Here is a 17843-nt window from a genome sequence, read left to right on the forward strand (position 1 = left end):
CCTTCCACGCCCCGCTGGTCGTCGCGGCCGACGGCAACTCCTCCCGGCTGTCCCTGGCGATGGGCCTGCACCGGCGGGACTCCCGCGCCGGCGGGCGGCTGCGCCGGCTGGAGGCCGCCCGCCGCGCCGGTGGTGAAGAAGATGCCGGCCCAGAGCTTCTTGAAGACGCCCTGGGGGAAGAGGGAGTCCGCCAGATTCCAGTACGTGATCTGCGGGGCGATCGCGTCCACCCGCCGGTCGTACCCGGCCGCCAGCAGCGAGACCGCCCCGCCGTACGAGGCCCCGGCCACGCCGACCCGCGGATCCCCGTCGGCGTCGAGCCGTACCTCGGGGCGCCGGGCGAGCCAGTCGACGAGCGCGGAGACGTCCTTGACCTCGTGCTCGGGATCGTTGAGCCCGATCCGGCCGCCGGAGCGGCCGAAGCCGCGCGCCGACCAGGTCAGGACGGCGTACCCGTCGCGGGCGAGGCGCTCCGCCTGGGCGCGGACGTCGTCCTTGCTGCCGCCGAAGCCGTGCCCGAGGAGCACGGCGGGGCGTTTCCTCGCCGCGTCTCCGGCGGTGAAGTAGGAGGTGTCGATGTCGATCGCGGCGGCCGGGGTGTCCACGCCGGGCGTCGGCACGCCCGGCATCTTCACCACCTGGTCCACGCGGTGCGGGGCCGGGGCGTCGCCGGACGCGGCGGTGGCCGTCCAGGTGCCGGCCCCCGCCAGGACGGCGAGTGCGGCGGCGCCGGTGAGCAGGCGGTCTCGGCGGCGCCGGGGCGGTCGGAGCTTCATACCGGAACCCTAAAGCCCGGGATCCGCTTCCCCGAGCTCCCTCAGGGGGACCCCGGCACCTTCTCGAGGAGTACACGCCGCCGCCCGCATACCGCGCCTGCCGTACGACCCCGCGACCTGCGGGGGACGCGGGGTAGCGGGAAGATGGGCCCCATGCTGCTCGCCGAGGTCGCGCGCGTGTCCCGGGAGGTGGCCGAGACCTCCGCCCGGTCCCGCAAGACCGCCCTGCTCGCCGAGCTGTTCGCGGCCGCGCCCCCCGAGGAGGCCGGCCTGGTGATCTCCTACCTCTCCGGGCGTCTCCCACAGGGCCGTCCGGGCATCGGCTGGCGCACACTCGGCCGCGAGATCGCCCCCGCCGCCCTGCCCACGCTGAGCGTCAGCGCCGTCGACGAGGCCGTGACCGAACTCGCCGCCGTCGCCGGCCCGGGGTCCCAGGCCGAGCGCCGCCGGATCATGGACGGCCTGCTGGGCGCCGCCACCGCGGCCGAACAGCGGTTCCTGCGCAGCCTGCTGTCCGGGGAAGTACGCCAGGGCGCGTTGGACGCGGTCGCCCTGGAAGGGGTGGCGGCGGCTGCCGGGGTGCCGGCCGCCGCCCTGCGCCGGGCCGTGATGCTGGACGGCTCGCTGGCCCGGGTGGCGTCGGCGGTGCTGGCCGGGGGAGAGACGGCGCTGGGCTCGGTGACCCTGCGCGTCGGGCAGCCCGTACAGCCCATGCTGGCCGGGAGCGCCAAGTCCGTGGCCGAGGCCCTGTCCGCGCTCGGGCCCTGCGCCGTGGAGGAGAAACTCGACGGGATCCGCGTCCAGGTGCACCGGGAGGGGGACGAGGTACGGATCTACACGCGCTCCCTGGACGAGATCACCGACCGGCTCCCTGAGGTGGCCGAGCTGGCCCGGAGCCTGCCGGGGGAGCGGTTCGTCCTCGACGGCGAGGTCATCGGGCAGGCGCCCGACGGCCGACCGGTGCCGTTCCAGGAGATCGCGAGCCGGGTCGGCTCCCGGATGGACGTGGCGGCGGCGCGGCGGACCCTCCCCGTGAGCGCCTACTTCTTCGACCTGCTGGTCTCCGGTGAGGACGTGCTGCTCGACCTGCCGGTCCGCGAGCGGTACGCGGCGCTCGCCGCCCTCGTCCCCGAGACCGCCCGGATCCGCCGCCTGGCGGTCGAGGACCCGGCCGCGCAGGGGGAGCAGGCCGAGGAGTTCGCGGCGGAGAGCCTGCGACGCGGGCACGAGGGGGTGATGGTCAAGGCGCTGGACTCCGTCTACGCGGCGGGCCGGCGCGGCAGGCACTGGCTCAAGGTGAAACCGGTCCACACCCTCGACCTGGTCGTCCTCGCCGCCGAATGGGGCCACGGCCGGCGCACCGGCCTGCTGTCGAACCTGCACCTGGGCGCGCGGGCCGCCGACGGCACGTACGCCATGCTCGGCAAGACCTTCAAGGGGCTCACCGACGAGATGCTGCGCTGGCAGACCGGGCGGCTGCGCGAGCTGTCGGTGGGCGACGACGGCTTCACGGTGCGGGTCAGGCCGGAGCTGGTCGTCGAGATCGCCTACGACGGCCTGCAACGCTCCTCCCGCTATCCGGCGGGGGTCGCCCTGCGCTTCGCCCGGGTGCTGCGGCACCGCCCGGACAAGAGCGCGGAGGAGGCCGACACGGTGGAAACCGTGCTGGAGCAGGGCGGCCGGTCCGGGTGAGTTTGCCTCAGAGGCACGGAAGATTGCCAGCAAGGTAACACTCTGGCTCAATCGGGGTATGACCCCTGACGGACCCGACGGCGTCCGCGACGACCTCCCCACCGTGGCCCCGCAACTGCGTGACCTGCGCCGACGCGCCGGACTCACCCTGGAGGCGGCCGCCGCACGGGCCCGGCTCTCGCCCGCACACCTCTCCCGGCTGGAGACCGGCCGGCGCCAGCCCTCGCTGCCGCTGCTGCTCGGGCTCGCCCGCACCTACGGTACGACGGTCTCCGAACTGCTCGGCGAGACCCCGGCCGCGGCCGATCCCATCGTACGGGCGGGCGGTCCCGGGGCCCGCGAGGCCGACGGGTGGACGTACTGGCGGGCCGGCGGCTCCGGACGCGGGATGCAGGCGCTGCGCGTGCACGTCCCCTACGGCCGCGGCCAGGGCGAGCTGGTCCGCGTCCATCCCGGGGAGGAATGGCTGTACGTGCTCACCGGACGGCTGCGGCTGCACCTGGGGGAGAGCGAACACCTGCTGGAGCCGGGGGACAGCGCGCACTTCGACTCCCTCACCGCGCACCGCATCGGCGCGGCCGAGTCCGGCGGGGCCGAGCTGCTGTTCGTCCACACCCTGCTGCAGAGCAGCCTCGCCGGCCTGTGCCTCGGCGGCGCCACCACCACGCACCACCGATGAGGGAGAGAACGTGTCACACGCACCGCAGCCCACGGAGCCGCAGCCGGCGTCCGCGCCGAGCGTGCTCCGCCGGATCGAGTCGAAATTCCCGCGCGGCCTGATCATCCGGCTGATCGCCTACCTGTTCGTCGGCCACCTCTTCGCCTTCTTCGTCTACCTGCTCTTCGTGCTGGGCGCCGAGAACCAGTAAGGGGACGCCGCCGGGCGCCGGACCCAGCCGAACACCAGCAGCGACGCCACCGCCGCGAAGGCGCACCAGGTGGAGGCGAACTCCAGCCGCCACAGCGCCGCGCAGAGCACCGCCCCGGCGGCCAGCACGGCACCCAGCAGCCGCAGCCACCGATCACCGGCCAGCAGCAGCGCGCCGAGCGTGGCGAACAGGTAGCCCGCCAGCACCAGCGGCACGTACGGCACATCCACGCCGTAGCCGATCGTGTGCCCCCGGATCTCGGCGGACACCGGCCGCGTCGCCAGGCAGTACGCGAGCACCGCCGCCGTGGCCGGACCGACGGCCGCCGGCCCCCACAGGCGGCGCCGGGCCCCCGGTCCGGCGGCCAGCAGCACCCCGAGGGGCAGCCAGACCGGCAGCAGCGGCAGGGCGATCACCGCCCAGGCCGTCGCGGCCGGCCCGCAGCCGCCGTCCGACCGCCAGACGGCGGCCTCCACCAGCTGGTGCGCGCCCAGCAGCAGCGGCAGCGCGGCGACGGGCAGGTCCCGGGCCCGCCGCACGCGCGCCACGCACACCAGGCCCACGGCGGTGATGAGGGTGCCCGCCGTCAGATCCGCCGCCGCGCTCCAGCACATGAGGATCAGGCGTCGACGGGGGCGGGCTGCTGCATCGTCGAGCAGTGGATGCCCCCGCCTCCGCCCATCAGCCGGTCCACGTCGAGCTGGACCACTTCCCGGCCGGGGAAGGCGGCGGCCAGCGCCTGCCGCGCTCCGGCGTCCCGGGCGCCGTCCCCGAACCGGGCGGTGATCACCGCACCGTTGACGAGGTGGAAGTTGAGGTAGGAGTCGACGAAGTCGGGGTGGTCGGAGCGCGGTGTCACCGGGCCGTCGACGCGCAGGACCTGGAGACGGCGGCCCTTGGCGTCGGTGGCCGCGGAGAGGATCGCCAGCTGTTCGCGGGCGTCCTTCGCCCAGATGTCGGTGCGGTCCGCAGGAGGCACCTGGACCATCACGACGCCGGGGCGGACGAACCGGGACGTGACATCGATGTGGTCGTCGGTGATGTCCTGGCCCTTGATCCCGGGGACCCAGATCATCCGGTCCGCGCCGTACGCGGCGAGGACCTCGGCCTCGACCTGGGCCCTGCTCAGGCCGGGGTTGCGGTTCTCGTTGACCAGGCTGCTCTCGGTGGCCATGAGGGTGCCGTCGCCGTCGGTCTCGACGGCGCCGCCCTCGCCGGTGAAGGCGGTCCGGGTGAACGGCAGCGACTCGCGGGCGGCGATCAGCCGGGCGACGCCGGCGTCCTCGCGGTGGGGCTGTTTGCCGCCCCAGCCGTTGAAGTTCAGCCCGACGGCGTCCACGCAACCCGCGCCGTCGCGGCGGAAGACCGGGCCGGTGTCGCGCATCCACAGGTCGTCGACGGGGAGGGAGGAGGTGACGGTGACGGCGGATCCGCAGCGTGCCCGCGCGGTGGCGGCCGCGCTCGCGTCGGCCGCGCACATCAGCACCGGCTCGTAGCGGGCGACGGTACGGGCGATCAGGGCGATGTCCCGCTGCACCCCGGCGAGGTCGGGGCCCCAGAGGGAACGGCTGGAGGGCCACGCCATCCAGGTGCGCAGGTGCGGGACGTGGTCGCCGGGCACGGTCATCCGGCGCCCGGTCCGCGCCGCACCGCCCGCCGTCGCGGGCTGAGCGGCGGAGGAGGAAAGGACGATCCCCGCCGCTCCGGCTGCCGCCGAGCGCAGCAGGGTTCTGCGGCGTGGATTCAGCGGATTCGTTGGACTCATGCGGGCCTCCGAAAGGGCCGGACGGGGAAGCGCGGGTTCAGGAACCCTCGCACTGACTGAAATTTCAGTCAAGACGCCCGCCCTCCCGCCTCCGGCGGCTCGAGCGGCGGGGAATTGACCCCGCACTGCGTACGGCACTGCGTTCGGGGGGCCCCGGACGCGGGCACGCGTACGGTCGCCCAGGCCAGCGCCGCGCCGACCACCAGGAGCCCGGCGCACCAGGGCATCGCCCGCCCGTAGGCGGCGTCGAAGGCGTCCGGCGACAGGTACGCGTCCGGATCCATCCCGGACAGCAGCGGCAGAGCCGCCACGGCGAGGAGTCCGGCGACCCGCGCGGCGGCGTTGTTGATGCCGCTGGCCAGACCCGCCCGGCCCGGATCCACGGAGGCCAGCACGGTCGCGGTCAGCGGAGCCACCAAGGTCACCAGGCCGGCGCCCATCACCACCAGAGCCGGCAGCACGTCGGCGGCGTAGGAGGCTCCCGGCCCCACCCGCAGCGTCAGCAGCACCCCGGCCGCGCACAGCAGCGGCCCCACCGTGAGGGGGATCCGCGGCCCGATCCGCTCCCCGACCGCCGCCGCCTGCGCCGACAGCAGCAGCATCAGCGCGGTCGTGGGCAGCAGCGCGGCCCCGGCGGCCAGGGCCGAGTACCCGGCGACCACCTGGAGCTGGAGCACGACGAGGAAGAAGAAGCCGCCGAAGGCCGCGTACACGCACAGGGTGACCAGATTGACGGCGGTGAACTGCCGGGAGGCGAAGATCTCGGGCGGCAGCATCGGATCGGCCCGCCGCCGCTCGACGTACACGAACGCGGCGCCCAGCAGGACCCCGCCCACCGCCGCCGCGACGACGGTCGCGGAGCCGGACCGGGCCTCGATCAGGGCGTAGGTGACCAGGGTGAGCGCCGCCGCGCCCAGCGCCGCCCCGACCACGTCGAACCCCTCGTGCGCCTCCGGATCCCGTGATTCCGGTACGCGCCGCAGCGCCACCGGCACACACAGCGCGGCCACCGGCACGTTCAGCAGGAACACCCAGCGCCAGCCCGGCCCGTCCACCAGCCAGCCGCCGACGAACGGCCCCACGGCCGCGCCGACACCCCCCAGCCCCGACCACAGGCCCACCGCCCGGGCCCGGTCTTCCGCGCGGAGCGAGCCCTGGATCAGCGCCAGCGAACCGGGGGTCAGCAGCGCGCCGCCGATGCCCTGGAGCGCGCGGGCCGCCACCAGCACCCCGGCGTTCGGCGCGAGCCCGCACAGCAGCGAGCCCACCGCGAACCAGACCACGCCGAGTACGAAGATCCGGCGCCGCCCGAACCGGTCGCCGAGCGCCCCGCCGACCAGGATCAGCCCGGCGAGGGTCAGCAGGTAGGCGTTCACGGTCCACTGGAGCACCGCCAGATCGGCGTCGAGGTCCCGCCCGATGCTGGGGAGGGCGACGTTGACCACGGTCGCGTCCAGCATGGCCATGCCCGAGCCGAGCACCGTGGCGAGCACGATCCACCGGCCCCGGGCGGAGCCGAGCGGAACACCGGGCGCGGGCGCGGTCATGTCCCCAGGCTGGCCTGCCCGGCCGGGGAAGGCCACCGGGCGGACCGATCGCGGGGCTTCCGGGCGCCCCTCCCGCGGGCCTCTCACCGGCCGTCCATCATTCGGGTGGGCCGGGTGGCGACGTGCTGCGGGGTGCCCCGGCAGGCGGTTAGCGTGGGGCACCATGACGTCCCAGACCCATCAGTCAGAACGGATCCGGGCCCTCCTGGACGCCGCCGCTCCCGGGGCCGTCTGGGCTGTCGGCGGACCCGACGGGGTCCACGCCGGATCGGACGGCGGCAGCGCAGGGAGCACCGAGACCGACGTGGACGGGCTCGTCGCCGTCCTCGCGGTCTGGCCCGCCATCGGAAGCCTCGTCGACGAGGGCGCGCTCCTCCTGCACACACCGCTCGCCGCCTACGGGGACGCCTCCGCCGCCGACACCCCCGACGGGACGACCGCCCACCACCTGCTCACGCACCACGGCGGTACGGCCGCCCTCACCCGCCTCGCCGAACACCTCTCCGGCAGTCCCCTCGCCGATCTCGCCGCCACCCGGATCTGGCGCCCCCTCGGCATGACGCGCACCCGGTTCGCCGACGGCACCCTGCGCGCGCCGCTCGCCGACCTCGTCCGCTTCCTGCGCCACGTCCTCGCTGCGGCGGACCCGCGGAATCCGGCGGACCCGGCGGAGCCCGGCGGGCGGGCGGGCATCAGCCACGACTGGACGTCCGAGTCCCTGCGCATCCGCACCGGCGAACTCACCCCCGCCCGCGGCCTCCTCTGGCACCCCGCCCCCCACGGCGTCTGGGCCCACCACGCCCCGGCCGACGACGGTCCCGCCCTGTGGGTCTCCGCCCGCCACCGACGCTGGGCGGTCCTCCTCCCGAGCGCACCGGACGCCCCGAGTGCACCGGACGCCCAGAGCGCCCCGAGCGCCCCCAGCGCCCCGACGCCCCCCGGCGTCCCGCTCCGTACCGCCTTCCGGGAGGCCGTGTTCGGCTGAACGGGCCCTTCCTGACGTGGTGTTGGATACGATTTCGGGTACCCGCCGGAGGAGGCGCGACCCGCATGGACCAGACCCGCCAGAAGCGCCGCGACATACCCGGCCCGCAGGCCCCGTGGGACGAGGTCGCGCCCGGCCTCTGGATGGGCGGCCACTACTGGACCGACCCGGCGGGGGAACTGCTGCCCGCCGTCGCGGTCGACGAGTTCGACCTCGTCATCAGCCTGTACACCCGGCCGGGCCACGGGCCCGCCCCGCGCGCCGAGCACCTCGTCGCGGAGATGCCCGACGCGACCCTCTCCGCCGGCCAGCTCCGCACCGTCCAGCGCCTGGCCCGCGCCGCCGCACTCGCCCTGGACGAGGGCCTCATCACCCTCGTGCGCTGTTACGCGGGCTACAACCGGTCCGGCCTCGTCGTCGCCCAGTGCCTGGTCGAGCGCGGCCTGACGCCCGACGAGGCCATCGCGCTCGTCCGCCGCCGACGCTCTCCCTGGGCGCTGCACAACGAAGTCTTCACGTCCTACCTCGCCACCGGCCTGGACGCCGCGGCGCTGCTCGCGGAGCCCGACCCCCTCGGGTAGCGCTCGGAGCGCGGAGCTTTCACGGGCGACGTACGGTGATCCCGATGTCACCGACCGTTGATTTCCGGCCGTGGGGAGGTACCGGATGCGTACGGACGCCGAGGGCGGGCGCCCGCTTCCGGCCCCGCCGTCCACGACGCCGGACCCCCGGGGCACACGGGAGTGTCGCGGCGGACCGTGGCCCCCACGGCACCTGCCGGCCCGGACTGTCCGACCCTGACCCGCCGGACGCCCCCGAGGCCTCCCCGCCGCTGACGCGCGCGGCTTCCGCTCCGCCGGCCCTCGTTCCCGTCCGCTCCGTCCCCCATCCCGATCCCCATCCCCTTCCCCCGCCGAACCACGCGAGGACCCCATGTCCGACACCGCGACCCCCGCGTCCACCTCCCCGGACGCAGACCTGCTGGAAGGCCTGTGCCGCGAACTCGCCGACGCCGCCGACGCGGTCGGCGAGGCCGCCCGCTACGCCTCCGGCCTCGCCCTCGGCGCCCGCCTGCCCACCGTCGCCCTGGCCCGGGGAGGCCGCCCCCGTCTCGCCTGGCGCACCCTGCTGCGCACCCTCACCGACCCGGCGGGGCTCGGCTGGGCCCCGCGCGGCCGGCGCGTGGCCGGAGCCGGGCGGCTCGCCGGGATCCTGGCCCGGCGGGAAAGCCTGGCGGTCACCCTCGCCGTCTGCGGGCTCAAGGCGCGGATCCGGGCCGCGAGCGCGGCCCGCCCCGAACTCCGTGAAGACCCCGGATCGGCGGCCGTTCTCAAGGCCGTGGAGGAGGACCGCCAGGCCGAGGCCGTCCGCCTGTTCCGGGAGATCATGCGTGACCGGGGCGCCGGGCGGGCCTTCGCCCTGCTGACGCCCTCCTTCGCTGACATCCTCGCCTGGAACGCCCTCACCGACGAGAACCCCTTCAACGACCACGCGGGCTGGCAGGTCGCCACCGGCCGGGCGGTGACCGCCGAGCCGCTCCTCGGGCTCGGCGCCGCGTTCTGGGCCTTCTTCCACCGCGGCCCCGGCCCCGCCACCCGCCTGCGCCGCCCGCTCCGCTCCCGCCTCTTCGACCGTCGAGGACACCGCCGATGACCGACTCCACCCGCCCCCGGACCTGCGAACTCCCGCAGCTGCGCCCCCACCCGCCGGGTCCGGTCGACGGCCTGCGCACCCACGCCGCCGCCCTGCGCTCGCACGCCCGGACACTGCGCGCGAGCGCCGCCGCGCTGGAGTGGCCGGGCCCCCGCGGCGCCGCCTTCCGCGCCGAGGTCTCCACGCTCGCCGACCGCTGCGCCACCGCCGCGAACGGCTTCGCCCTGGCCGCCGCGCAGCTCGACGAGGAACGACGTACCGGCTGACCGTCAGCCCGCCGCCGCGCCGACGAAGTGAACGTCGTACCTCTCCTGGTCGCCCAGCAGTCCCTCGAAGGGCTCCAGACCGTGCTGGATCCGCCCGAGCGCCCGGAAGTACCCGAACCGCTCCACTCCCGGCGTCAGCACCACCAGCAGGTCGGCGCCCCCGCCGGGCGCAGCCCCGAACGCGTGCGGCAGGCCCGGCGGTACGAGGACCAGCCCGCCCGCGTCCACCCGCGCGGGTTCGCCGTCCAACAGGAAGTCCGCGGCCCCGCCGAGCACGTAGAACAGCTCGGCCGACCGCCTGTGGAGATGGTTCGGCGCCCACGGCGCACCCTCGCCGAGGGTGAGCCGGTTCACGCCCGCCGCGCCCCCGTCCGCCAGCAGCCGGAAGGCTCCGCCGCTGGGCAGCGGCACCTGCTCCGCCTCCCCGGCGCCCACGACCAGCGCGCCCGTCCGGGTGTTTTCTGTCATCGTCGCCGCCCTTTCGCCGTACGTCCGCCAACGCCTCCATTCGACCCGGGGAACAGCCGCCGAACCAGCGCCGTTCGCCTGGTGGAACGATCACTGATCGCGAGGGACGGGGGACGCGGATGGAGCTGCGGCAGCTGCGGTATTTCGTGGCGGTGGCCGAGGAGCAGGGCTTCGGCCGGGCAGCCGAGCGGCTGCACATCGTCCAGTCGGCGGTCAGCCAGCAGATCGGCCGGCTCGAACGTGAGCCGGCCCTGACCCTCGTCGACCGCACCGCGCGACGGGTGCGCCTGACCGCCGCCGGGGAGCGCCTGCTGACGGAGGCGCGGGCCGTCCTCGCCGCTGCCGCCGACCGCATGCGGGAGGTGGCGGCCGGCATCGGCTCGGGGGAGGAAGGGACGCTGCGGCTGGGCATGATCCACGGGCCGGGGGACCATCTACCGGTTGCTGGACGAGCTGGCCGCTCGCGTACCCCGGCTCCGGCTCCGGGTCCGGCTGAGCCGGCTGCCGGTGACCGGGCGCCTGGAGGCCGTCCGCTGCGGCGAGCTGGACGCGGCGCTCGTGCGGGCCGTATCCACGGCCGCCGGCCTGGAGGTGCTGCCGCTCTGGGAGGATCCGCTGTACGTCGCCCTGCCGGCCGGTCACCCTCTTGCCGAGGCCCCGGCCCTGAGCCCGGACCGGCTCGCGCACCTTCCGGTGCGCCTGGCACCCCGGGAGCAGAATCCGCCGTTCCACGACCTGATCACCCGGGCTCTGGGCGCCGCCGTGCCGCAAGGCCCGCCCTTCACCGATCCGCAGGCCACCCTCACGGCGATCGGCGCGGCCCCCGAGACCCCGTCGTGGACGGTGTTCTACGAGGTGGGGCCGCTGCCGAAGCCGCCGCGTACCACGATCCGCCCGTTGACCGCCCCCGCGCTGACGACTTACCTGGCGGTCCCGCCGGGCCCGCCCGCCGCGGCGGTGCGGCATCTCCTCGTGGCCGCGGCCGCCGGGCCCCGGTGGTCACAGGACGAGTGAGAGCAGCAGGACGAAGCCCAGGCCGACCACCGAGATGACGGTCTCCATCACCGACCAGGTCTTGAGGGTCTGGCCGACGCTCAGCCCGAAGTACTCCTTGACCAGCCAGAATCCGGCGTCGTTGACGTGGCTGAAGAACAGTGAGCCCGCTCCGATGGCGAGGACCAGCAGCGAGGTCTCGGCGGTCGGCATGCCCGCGGCGAGCGGGGCCACCAGGCCTGCGGCCGAGATGGTGGCCACCGTCGCCGAACCGGTGGCCAGGCGGATGGCCACGGCGATCAGCCAGGCGAGCAGCAGGGTCGGTATCGCCCAGTCCTTCGACAGGTCGAGGATCATCTGGCCGACGCCCGCGTCGATCAGGGTCTGCTTGAAGCCGCCGCCCGCGCCCACGATCAGCAGGATGCCCGCGATCGGGGCCAGCGACTTCTCGACCGTGACGGACAGCCGGGCCCGGGTGAAACCGGCCGCCCGGCCGAGCGTGACCATGCCCACGAGGACCGCGGCGAGCAGCGCGATCAGCGGGGATCCGGCGACGTCCGTGACCCGTTGCACCCCGTTGGCCGGGTCGTTGACGAGGATGTCGACCAGGGCCTTCACCAGCATCAGGACCACCGGCAGCAGCACCGTGAAGACCGTGGCCCCGAAGCGCGGGCGGTGCCCCGGCTCCGCCGTCGGGCGCTGCGGGATCATGTGCTCCGGCGCCGGTACGTCCACCCAGCGGGCCGCGTACCGGGCGAACAGCGGCCCGGAGATGATCACGGTCGGGACGGCGACGACTACGCCGAGGGCGAGGGTGACGCCCAGGTTCGCGTGGAGCGCGTCGATGGCGACCAGTGGCCCGGGGTGCGGCGGGATCAGCCCGTGCATCACCGACAGGCCGGCCAACGCCGGAATGCCGATCCGCATGAGGGAGTAGTTGCCCCGCTTCGCGACCAGCAGGACCACCGGGATCAGCAGCACGATGCCGACCTCGAAGAAGAGCGGCAGCCCGATCACCGAGGCGATCAGCACCATCGCCCAGGGCATGGCCCGGCCCTTGGCGCGGGCGAGGATCGTGTCCACGATCTCGTCAGCGCCGCCGGAGTCGGCCAGCAGTTTCCCGAGGATCGCGCCGAGCGCGATGAGAACCCCCACGCCCGCGACCGTGGAGCCGAGGCCGGCGGTGAAGCTGGTGAGGGTCTTGGCCAACGGCGCGCCCGCGAAGACCCCGAGGGCGAGGGAGCCGAGCGTCAGCGCCAGGAAGGCGTGCAGCTTGAGGCGGGTGATGAGCAGGACGATGACGGCGATGCCGGCGAGGACGGCGATACCCAGCTGGGTGTTCCCGGCCGAGGTGATCGGTCCGGTGCCGGCCGCCGCCAGTGTCTCGACGCTGAGACGGGTCACGGAGACGTTTCCTTCGGTTCTCTAGCTCTCGGGCGTACGGAGCTGACGGAGGGCGGCCAGCGCCCGTTCGGTGATCTCTTCCGGGGATCCGGACACGTCGACGGCGACGCCGAGTTCGTCCTCCTGGAGCGGCTCCAGGGTGGCGAACTGCGAATCCAGCAGGGCGGTGGGCATGAAGTGGCCCGTGCGGGCCGCCATCCGCCGCTCGATCAGCGGGCGTTCACCGGTGAGGTGGACGAACACCGTCCGGGGCGCGGCGGCGCGCAGCCGGTCCCGATAGGACCGCTTGAGCGCGGAAGCCGCGACCACCGCGCCACCGCTCCCGGCCCGTTGGCGGATCCAGTCGCCGATGGCGTCCAGCCACGGCCACCGGTCCGCGTCGTCCAGGGGGGTGCCGGCCGACATCTTGGCGACATTGGCCGCCGGGTGGAAGGCGTCGCCCTCCGCGTACGGAATGCCGAGCGCGTCCGCGAGCAGCCGGCCCACGGTCGTCTTGCCCGTGCCGGCCACGCCCATCACCACAATGACGCGCTGCGTGCTCACGCCGTACCTCGCTGTCCTCGTCGACATCGGTTCGTGCGGGCACCACTGAAGCGCATTAAGTAGTACTTATTCAAGAGTGTGGCGTGAAACATCATATCTGTGGTGGGTGAAGGCGTCACCGTACGCTTGCGCCATGACCACCGAAGGCAGTCCTGGCCAGGGCCTCCACTCCCGCGTGCTGGACACCCTCGGCCTCGCGATCACGGCGCGGGAGCACCCGCCGGGCAGCGTCCTGCGCACCGACGAGATCGCCGAGCGCTTCGACGCCTCGCGCACGGTGGTCCGGGAGGTCGTCCGGGTCCTGGAATCCATGCACCTGGTGGAGTCCCGCCGGCGCGTCGGCGTCACCGTCCGCCCCGCCGAGGAGTGGAACGTCTACGACCCGCGCGTCATCCGCTGGCGGCTCGCCGGCGCCGACCGCCCCCGCCAGCTGCGCTCCCTGACCGTGCTGCGCTCCGCGATCGAACCCGTCGCGGCAGGGCTCGCCGCCGCCCGGGCCACCCCCGACCAGTGCGCCGAACTCACCGAGGCGGCCCTCGGCATGGTCCGCACCTCCCGCGGCCACCAGCTCGAGGGGTACCTGCACCACGACATCGCCTTTCACCGGATCGTGCTGAACGCCTCCGGCAACGAGATGTTCGCCCGGCTGGGCGATGTCGTCGCGGAGGTGCTCACCGGCCGCACGGAGCACGCCGTGATGTTCCACGACCCCGATCCGGCCGCCGTCACCCTCCACGTGCGGGTCGCCGAAGCGGTGCGCGAAGGCGACTCCTCCCGCGCCGAGGCCCTGACGCGGGAGATCGCGCTCGGCGCTCTGGACGAGCTGGACGTACTCGCCCCCTAAGGGCTGTCCCGTAATCCCCGGCGGGCGCACGACGACAGCTACGGCGCCTCGCCGCGTTGTCGGAGCGCCCGAATACGCCCAGTATGAGGACGCCCCTCCGCCTTGCGAGGCACCGCATCTGACGCCGTGCGCTGATCCACCGGGGATTACGGGACAGCCCCTAGCCGGCGGTCTTCGACCTGCCCTCATTGCCGCACGTCGTCAGGGCCGAGACGCCCTCCGGTGAGTCCTTCAGGCCGAGTTCTGCCATGTCGTGCTGCGCGGTCCGCGGATCGGGGTCGGGGAAACCGGGAACGCCGTTCGCCCGCATGCAGGCGGTGAACTCCTTTGCCGCGGTGTGCTGTTCGGTGCTCACCGGGGGAAGCGGGCGGTGGCTTTCGCAGGCGCCTTCGGCTTCCTTGACCTTGGCCGGATCGGCACTGGCCGAATCCACGACCGGGATCCCGGAATCGGTTTCCCGCATCGGCAGTCCCTTTTCCTTGAGGCACTGGAAAAAGGCGGCCTGCTTCGGATCGACGACTCCCTTGGCCTGGCCGGACCGCGGGGCAGACGTCTCGGGGGAGGGTGAAGCGGAACCTCCCCCGGCACAGCCGGACAGCAGGAAGAGGGCGGAGAGCAGAGCTGGGACGGCCGCGGATCGGGCCGGTCGAAATGGCACAGCAGGCCTCCTAAGGCGCTTTGTATCAACACACCATAGGTCAGCGATAAGTCCAAAGCCTCTGGACTCAGGGGCAGTTGTGAGGTGCCATCAAGGCGTGATCCACTTCCTGACGGTCAGACAGCCCGTAATGACCGAGATCCTGACCACCGAAAACACGACAGCTTGGCTGAAAGGCATGACTGATGAAGTTTCGTAGTTCACTGGGCGCCGTCGCGGCCGCCGGCCTGACGCTCGCCACCATCGGCATAAGCGCCGGTTCGGCCTCGGCCACCGAGAAGGACGGCTGGCTCACGGAGCGGGAGTTCGGCCTGTTCTGCTACCAGAATCAGCAGAGCTCGGTCTTCGACCTCTACACCTCGGACAGCAACTTCGCCGACGACCTCTTCAAGGGCACGCAGAGCTGCGCCGGGCAGGTCACGAACGACTATACGGAGTCCTACTCCAACCGGGACGTCTACTCGTGGAACGTGCACACCGACTGGAAGGGCGCGGGATACGGCGCCACCATTCCGGCCGGTGTCAAGGGCAATACCAGCGCGACCTTCACCAACTCGATTTCCTCGGCCTACTTCAACTAGGCGCATCCGCAGACAGCCCCACATGTGAAATGGCAGCCTCGCCCGAAACTGCCGGGCGGGGCTGCCGCCCGCCCGCGTCGTAGTCGTCCCGCATCGGAGCCGTAGCCACCATGTTCTCGCCGCGTCGTCCCGTACCTCCTGCCCTGACGGTTTCCGCACTCGTGCTGACGCTCCTTCTGACCGGGTGCGCACAGTCGGGCGGTACGGGCGCCGGCGACTCCGGCGTGGAACCCCCGATCGGCGCCGTGCCGACGCTGCTCGAAAGCCGGACCCTCGCCTTCCCGCTGGCTTCCTACGTGCCGGACGCCCGGCAGCGCGGGCTGCTCGACGAGGCGCAGGACGTACTCGTCGACCAGTGCATGCGGCGCTACGGCTTCCGCTACCAGCTGCGGCGGCAGGCCGCCTCGGCGCGCAAGGACGACGAGAGCCGGCGGTACGGCCTCTCCGATGCCGCCGAGGCGGCTCGGATCGGCTACACGAACCCGAAGATGGGCAGCACCCAGAAGCCACTGGAGGATCCCCTGGGGCCCAACGAGAAGCTGGTGCTGCACGGGCTGGAGGTCGACCCGGCCCTGCCGGTGCCGATGAGGCAGGAGGAGGCGGAGAAGTCCGACGTGGCGACCACGGCCGTCGGCGGACAGAAGGTGCCTGCGGGCGGCTGCCTGCGCGAGAGCGCCCTCAAGCTGTACGCGCCGTCCAAGGACACGCTGGACATCATGATTCCGCAGAACCTCGGCTTCGACGCCTTCGCCCGGTCCCGGAAGGACAGCCGGGTCCGCGAGGCGACCGAGGCGTGGAGCAGGTGCATGGGAAGCCACGGACACGCCATGGCCGGCCCGATGGACCAGCCGCCGGGCATCGACGACTCCAACCTGGGCAGCCCACAGGCGATCGCCCTCGCCCAGCAGGACGTGGAGTGCAAGAGGAGGACCAACCTGGTGGGCATCTGGTACACGGTGGAGACCGCCTACCAGAAGCGGCTGATCGAGCAGAACGCCGAGACGCTCGACCAGGTGAAAGAGCAGCTCGACGAGCGGATGCGGCTCGCGGCCTCCCTGCTCGCGGCCGGCTCCTGACCACGGGCAAGCCCGGCCGTGGGGCATCTGTAGGGGGTCTGACCTGCGGGGATGGGGGTGACAGGGGCAGGTGGGAGGTTAATTGGTCGGCAGCGTCCCCCGGATGACGTAGAGTTGGGTTTACCGACGCGGGGTGGAGCAGCTCGGTAGCTCGCTGGGCTCATAACCCAGAGGTCGCAGGTTCAAATCCTGTCCCCGCTACTCAGTACGAAGGCCCGGTTCCCTTGTGGAACCGGGCCTTCGTCGTGTGCGCGGATGCCGCGATCGCGCCATCACCCGATCGGCCCGGCCCGGTCGCCGTACGAGGGCCCGTGCCGCCAGCCTTGAGGGGGGCGTGGCGGACCGGGCGGCAGGAGAGCAGCGTGGCGCGGCTGGGCCGGCAGGGCAACGGCGAAGGCGCGACCGGCGCCGAGGACGGCGCGGCCCGGCGGATCGTGCGGGTCCTGCCGGTGCTGCTGATCCTCGTCGGGCTCCTCTTCGACCTGCTGACCCCGCCCGGCTTCACGGGCTCCCCCTTCTTCTCCGCCGCCCCACTGATCGCGGCCCCGCTCTACACCCTCCGGGCGACCGCGCTGACCGGCGCCGCCTCCTCGCTCGTGATCGTGGGCCTGCACGCCCGCAACGGCACCAGCTGGAACGTCGAGGCGCTGACCGAGCTGGCGACCGTACTGACCGTCTCCGCGCTGGCCCTGCTGACCAACCGGGTCGTCCGGCGCAGCGGCGAGCGGCTCGCCTCGGCGCGCGGGATCGCCGAGGTCGCCCAGCGGGCCGTACTGCCGACGCCGGCCGAGCGGATCGCGGGGCTGCGCGTCGCCGCCTCGTACGAGGCCGCGCAGGCCGACGCCTTCATCGGCGGGGATCTCTATGCCGTCCAGGACACCCCGTACGGGGTGCGGCTCGCGGTGGGCGACGTACGTGGCAAGGGGATGGGGGCGGTGGAGGCCGTCGCGGTGGTGCTGGGCGCCTTCCGGGAGGCGGCGGAGACCGAGCCCACCCTGGAGGGGGTCGCGCAGCGGCTGGAGCGGGCGCTGGCCCGTGAGGGCACCCGGCGGGACAGCCTGGACGCGGTGGAGGGGTTCACGACGTGCGTGCTCGGGGAGATCCCGCCGGGGGCGCAGCTGATCCGGCTGGTCAACCGGGGCCACCCCGAGCCGCTGCTGCTCTACGCGGACGGCGGACTGGGGGTGCTCGCCCCGGCCGAGCCCGCGCTGCCGCTGGGCCTGGGCGAGCTCGCGCCAGGCCTGCCGGACCGGGCGGTCGGGGAGTGGGCCTTCCCCACCGGCAGCACCCTGCTGCTGTACACGGACGGGCTGACGGAGGCTCGCGACGCGGCGGGGGTCTTCTACGATCCGGCGGTCCGGCTGCGGGGCCGGGTCTTCCCGGGGCCCGACGCGCTGCTCGACGCGATCAGCAGCGACGTACGCCGCCACACGGGCGGTGCGGCGACCGACGACATGGCGTTGCTGGCGGTGGGCCGGCCGGTGGAGGGGCAGCCGGAGCGCCGACGGACGGTTCCGGTGGTGCGGCGTGACGCGTGATGCCGTGATGCCGTGATGCGCAGTACATGACGCGTGACCTTGCAATGTCACCCTGCGTAGTGCGCGCGGTGCTCAGTGCGAGTGTACTGACGGATCGTCATGTGGGTGGTGTGGTCGAATCGGTGGGTAAACCTACCAATTTTCGCCCGAGTTGATCTGAATCGGTCCGAATGTTCAGGCCAAAG

20 protein-coding genes, 1 tRNA gene and 1 pseudogene are annotated in these 17843 nt (G+C 73.6%); 14 read left to right on the forward strand and 8 right to left on the reverse strand.

Annotation, left to right across the window (positions count from 1 at the left end):
- Positions 1-776, reverse strand: a 776-nt coding sequence (locus tag ACWDYJ_RS27340) for an alpha/beta hydrolase (protein WP_451568247.1), incomplete at its 3' end; no start/stop codon positions are given.
- A gap of 153 nt (positions 777-929) precedes the next feature.
- On the opposite strand from ACWDYJ_RS27340, the gene ACWDYJ_RS27345 reads away from it, so the two are divergent.
- The 3 genes from ACWDYJ_RS27345 to ACWDYJ_RS27355 are packed head-to-tail and all read left to right on the forward strand — an operon-like array spanning position 930 to position 3337.
- Positions 930-2468: an ATP-dependent DNA ligase gene (locus ACWDYJ_RS27345; protein WP_451568248.1), complete on the forward strand. Its 1539-nt coding sequence runs from the start codon at positions 930-932 to the stop codon at positions 2466-2468.
- Between the two features lie 58 nt (positions 2469-2526).
- Positions 2527-3147 (forward strand): helix-turn-helix domain-containing protein, encoded by a 621-nt coding sequence (locus ACWDYJ_RS27350; protein WP_451568249.1) that lies wholly within the window; start codon positions 2527-2529, stop codon positions 3145-3147.
- 10 nt (positions 3148-3157) lie between these two features.
- A complete protein-coding gene (locus tag ACWDYJ_RS27355; protein ID WP_451568250.1) occupies positions 3158-3337 on the forward strand; it encodes a DUF6126 family protein in 180 nt (59 codons plus the stop codon).
- On the opposite strand, the gene ACWDYJ_RS27360 is transcribed toward ACWDYJ_RS27355, so the two are convergent.
- From ACWDYJ_RS27360 to ACWDYJ_RS27370, 3 genes are all read right to left on the reverse strand, one after another.
- Positions 3301-3951: a DUF6629 family protein gene (locus ACWDYJ_RS27360; protein WP_451568251.1), complete on the reverse strand. Its 651-nt coding sequence runs from the start codon at positions 3949-3951 to the stop codon at positions 3301-3303. The two genes, ACWDYJ_RS27355 and ACWDYJ_RS27360, sit on opposite strands and share 37 nt — an antisense overlap.
- A gap of 5 nt (positions 3952-3956) precedes the next feature.
- Positions 3957-5102, reverse strand: coding sequence for an agmatine deiminase family protein (locus ACWDYJ_RS27365; protein WP_451568252.1), 1146 nt, complete (start codon positions 5100-5102; stop codon positions 3957-3959).
- Between the two features lie 68 nt (positions 5103-5170).
- Positions 5171-6649 carry an MFS transporter gene (locus ACWDYJ_RS27370; protein ID WP_451568253.1) on the reverse strand — a complete coding sequence of 493 codons (1479 nt, stop codon included), beginning with the start codon at positions 6647-6649 and terminating at the stop codon, positions 5171-5173.
- 163 nt (positions 6650-6812) lie between these two features.
- Between ACWDYJ_RS27370 and ACWDYJ_RS27375 the strand changes: the two genes are divergently transcribed.
- From ACWDYJ_RS27375 to ACWDYJ_RS27390, 4 genes are all read left to right on the forward strand, one after another.
- Positions 6813-7634 carry a hypothetical protein gene (locus ACWDYJ_RS27375; protein WP_451568254.1) on the forward strand — a complete coding sequence of 274 codons (822 nt, stop codon included), beginning with the start codon at positions 6813-6815 and terminating at the stop codon, positions 7632-7634.
- Positions 7635-7699: 65 nt separating this feature from the next.
- A complete protein-coding gene (locus tag ACWDYJ_RS27380; protein ID WP_451568255.1) occupies positions 7700-8215 on the forward strand; it encodes a protein-tyrosine phosphatase family protein in 516 nt (171 codons plus the stop codon).
- Positions 8216-8567: 352 nt separating this feature from the next.
- Positions 8568-9287, forward strand: coding sequence for a hypothetical protein (locus ACWDYJ_RS27385; RefSeq protein ID WP_451568256.1), 720 nt, complete (start codon positions 8568-8570; stop codon positions 9285-9287).
- A complete protein-coding gene (locus tag ACWDYJ_RS27390) occupies positions 9284-9553 on the forward strand; it encodes a hypothetical protein (protein WP_451568257.1) in 270 nt (89 codons plus the stop codon). Before ACWDYJ_RS27385 ends, ACWDYJ_RS27390 begins: the two co-directional genes overlap by 4 nt.
- A gap of 3 nt (positions 9554-9556) precedes the next feature.
- Here the strand turns inward: ACWDYJ_RS27390 and ACWDYJ_RS27395 are convergent, their stop codons facing one another.
- Entirely contained in the window at positions 9557-10021 is a 465-nt protein-coding gene (locus ACWDYJ_RS27395; RefSeq protein WP_451568258.1) for a cupin domain-containing protein, read from the reverse strand.
- 119 nt (positions 10022-10140) lie between these two features.
- On the opposite strand from ACWDYJ_RS27395, the pseudogene ACWDYJ_RS27400 reads away from it, so the two are divergent.
- Positions 10141-10266, forward strand: a pseudogene (locus ACWDYJ_RS27400) (LysR family transcriptional regulator); the annotation flags it as partial.
- Between the two features lie 196 nt (positions 10267-10462).
- Positions 10463-11035, forward strand: coding sequence for a LysR substrate-binding domain-containing protein (locus tag ACWDYJ_RS27405; RefSeq protein WP_451568259.1), 573 nt, complete (start codon positions 10463-10465; stop codon positions 11033-11035).
- Here the strand turns inward: ACWDYJ_RS27405 and ACWDYJ_RS27410 are convergent.
- Both ACWDYJ_RS27410 and ACWDYJ_RS27415 read right to left on the reverse strand, forming a co-directional pair.
- On the reverse strand, positions 11021-12418 hold the full coding sequence (locus ACWDYJ_RS27410; RefSeq protein ID WP_451568260.1) for a GntT/GntP/DsdX family permease: 1398 nt from the start codon (positions 12416-12418) through the stop codon (positions 11021-11023). The two genes, ACWDYJ_RS27405 and ACWDYJ_RS27410, sit on opposite strands and share 15 nt — an antisense overlap.
- A gap of 21 nt (positions 12419-12439) precedes the next feature.
- A complete protein-coding gene (locus ACWDYJ_RS27415; protein ID WP_451568261.1) occupies positions 12440-12961 on the reverse strand; it encodes a gluconokinase in 522 nt (173 codons plus the stop codon).
- Between the two features lie 133 nt (positions 12962-13094).
- Between ACWDYJ_RS27415 and ACWDYJ_RS27420 the strand changes: the two genes are divergently transcribed.
- Positions 13095-13805 (forward strand): FadR/GntR family transcriptional regulator, encoded by a 711-nt coding sequence (locus tag ACWDYJ_RS27420; protein ID WP_451568262.1) that lies wholly within the window; start codon positions 13095-13097, stop codon positions 13803-13805.
- A 160-nt stretch (positions 13806-13965) separates the two neighbouring features.
- Here the strand turns inward: ACWDYJ_RS27420 and ACWDYJ_RS27425 are convergent, their stop codons facing one another.
- Positions 13966-14268 (reverse strand): hypothetical protein, encoded by a 303-nt coding sequence (locus ACWDYJ_RS27425; protein ID WP_451568263.1) that lies wholly within the window; start codon positions 14266-14268, stop codon positions 13966-13968.
- A gap of 380 nt (positions 14269-14648) precedes the next feature.
- On the opposite strand from ACWDYJ_RS27425, the gene ACWDYJ_RS27430 reads away from it, so the two are divergent.
- The 4 genes from ACWDYJ_RS27430 to ACWDYJ_RS27445 all read left to right on the forward strand — a co-directional run bounded on the left by ACWDYJ_RS27430 (position 14649) and on the right by ACWDYJ_RS27445 (position 17658).
- Complete coding sequence (locus ACWDYJ_RS27430; protein ID WP_451568264.1) at positions 14649-15044, forward strand: hypothetical protein; 396 nt, start codon at positions 14649-14651, stop codon at positions 15042-15044.
- Positions 15045-15205: 161 nt separating this feature from the next.
- Positions 15206-16120 carry a hypothetical protein gene (locus tag ACWDYJ_RS27435; RefSeq protein ID WP_451568265.1) on the forward strand — a complete coding sequence of 305 codons (915 nt, stop codon included), beginning with the start codon at positions 15206-15208 and terminating at the stop codon, positions 16118-16120.
- 127 nt (positions 16121-16247) lie between these two features.
- Positions 16248-16321: transfer RNA gene (locus tag ACWDYJ_RS27440), tRNA-Met, on the forward strand.
- A 161-nt stretch (positions 16322-16482) separates the two neighbouring features.
- Positions 16483-17658: a PP2C family protein-serine/threonine phosphatase gene (locus ACWDYJ_RS27445; RefSeq protein WP_451568266.1), complete on the forward strand. Its 1176-nt coding sequence runs from the start codon at positions 16483-16485 to the stop codon at positions 17656-17658.
- The last annotated feature ends 185 nt before the right edge of the window (positions 17659-17843 follow it).

The sequence above is a fragment of the Streptomyces sp. NPDC003042 genome, assembly GCF_053591315.1.

What these genes read in the sequence shown, in the direction of transcription:
- ACWDYJ_RS27365 (WP_451568252.1), bottom strand. Translation starts at nt 5,102, where the DNA reads ATGAGTCCAACGAATCCGCTGAATCCACGCCGCAGAACCCTGCTGCGC.
- ACWDYJ_RS27420 (WP_451568262.1), top strand. Translation starts at nt 13,095, where the DNA reads ATGACCACCGAAGGCAGTCCTGGCCAGGGCCTCCACTCCCGCGTGCTG.
- ACWDYJ_RS27430 (WP_451568264.1), top strand. Translation starts at nt 14,649, where the DNA reads ATGAAGTTTCGTAGTTCACTGGGCGCCGTCGCGGCCGCCGGCCTGACG.
- ACWDYJ_RS27375 (WP_451568254.1), top strand. Translation starts at nt 6,813, where the DNA reads ATGACGTCCCAGACCCATCAGTCAGAACGGATCCGGGCCCTCCTGGAC.
- ACWDYJ_RS27425 (WP_451568263.1), bottom strand. Translation starts at nt 14,268, where the DNA reads ATGCGGGAAACCGATTCCGGGATCCCGGTCGTGGATTCGGCCAGTGCC.
- ACWDYJ_RS27380 (WP_451568255.1), top strand. Translation starts at nt 7,700, where the DNA reads ATGGACCAGACCCGCCAGAAGCGCCGCGACATACCCGGCCCGCAGGCC.
- ACWDYJ_RS27370 (WP_451568253.1), bottom strand. Translation starts at nt 6,649, where the DNA reads ATGACCGCGCCCGCGCCCGGTGTTCCGCTCGGCTCCGCCCGGGGCCGG.
- ACWDYJ_RS27385 (WP_451568256.1), top strand. Translation starts at nt 8,568, where the DNA reads ATGTCCGACACCGCGACCCCCGCGTCCACCTCCCCGGACGCAGACCTG.
- ACWDYJ_RS27390 (WP_451568257.1), top strand. Translation starts at nt 9,284, where the DNA reads ATGACCGACTCCACCCGCCCCCGGACCTGCGAACTCCCGCAGCTGCGC.
- ACWDYJ_RS27360 (WP_451568251.1), bottom strand. Translation starts at nt 3,951, where the DNA reads ATGTGCTGGAGCGCGGCGGCGGATCTGACGGCGGGCACCCTCATCACC.
- ACWDYJ_RS27350 (WP_451568249.1), top strand. Translation starts at nt 2,527, where the DNA reads ATGACCCCTGACGGACCCGACGGCGTCCGCGACGACCTCCCCACCGTG.
- ACWDYJ_RS27345 (WP_451568248.1), top strand. Translation starts at nt 930, where the DNA reads ATGCTGCTCGCCGAGGTCGCGCGCGTGTCCCGGGAGGTGGCCGAGACC.
- ACWDYJ_RS27395 (WP_451568258.1), bottom strand. Translation starts at nt 10,021, where the DNA reads ATGACAGAAAACACCCGGACGGGCGCGCTGGTCGTGGGCGCCGGGGAG.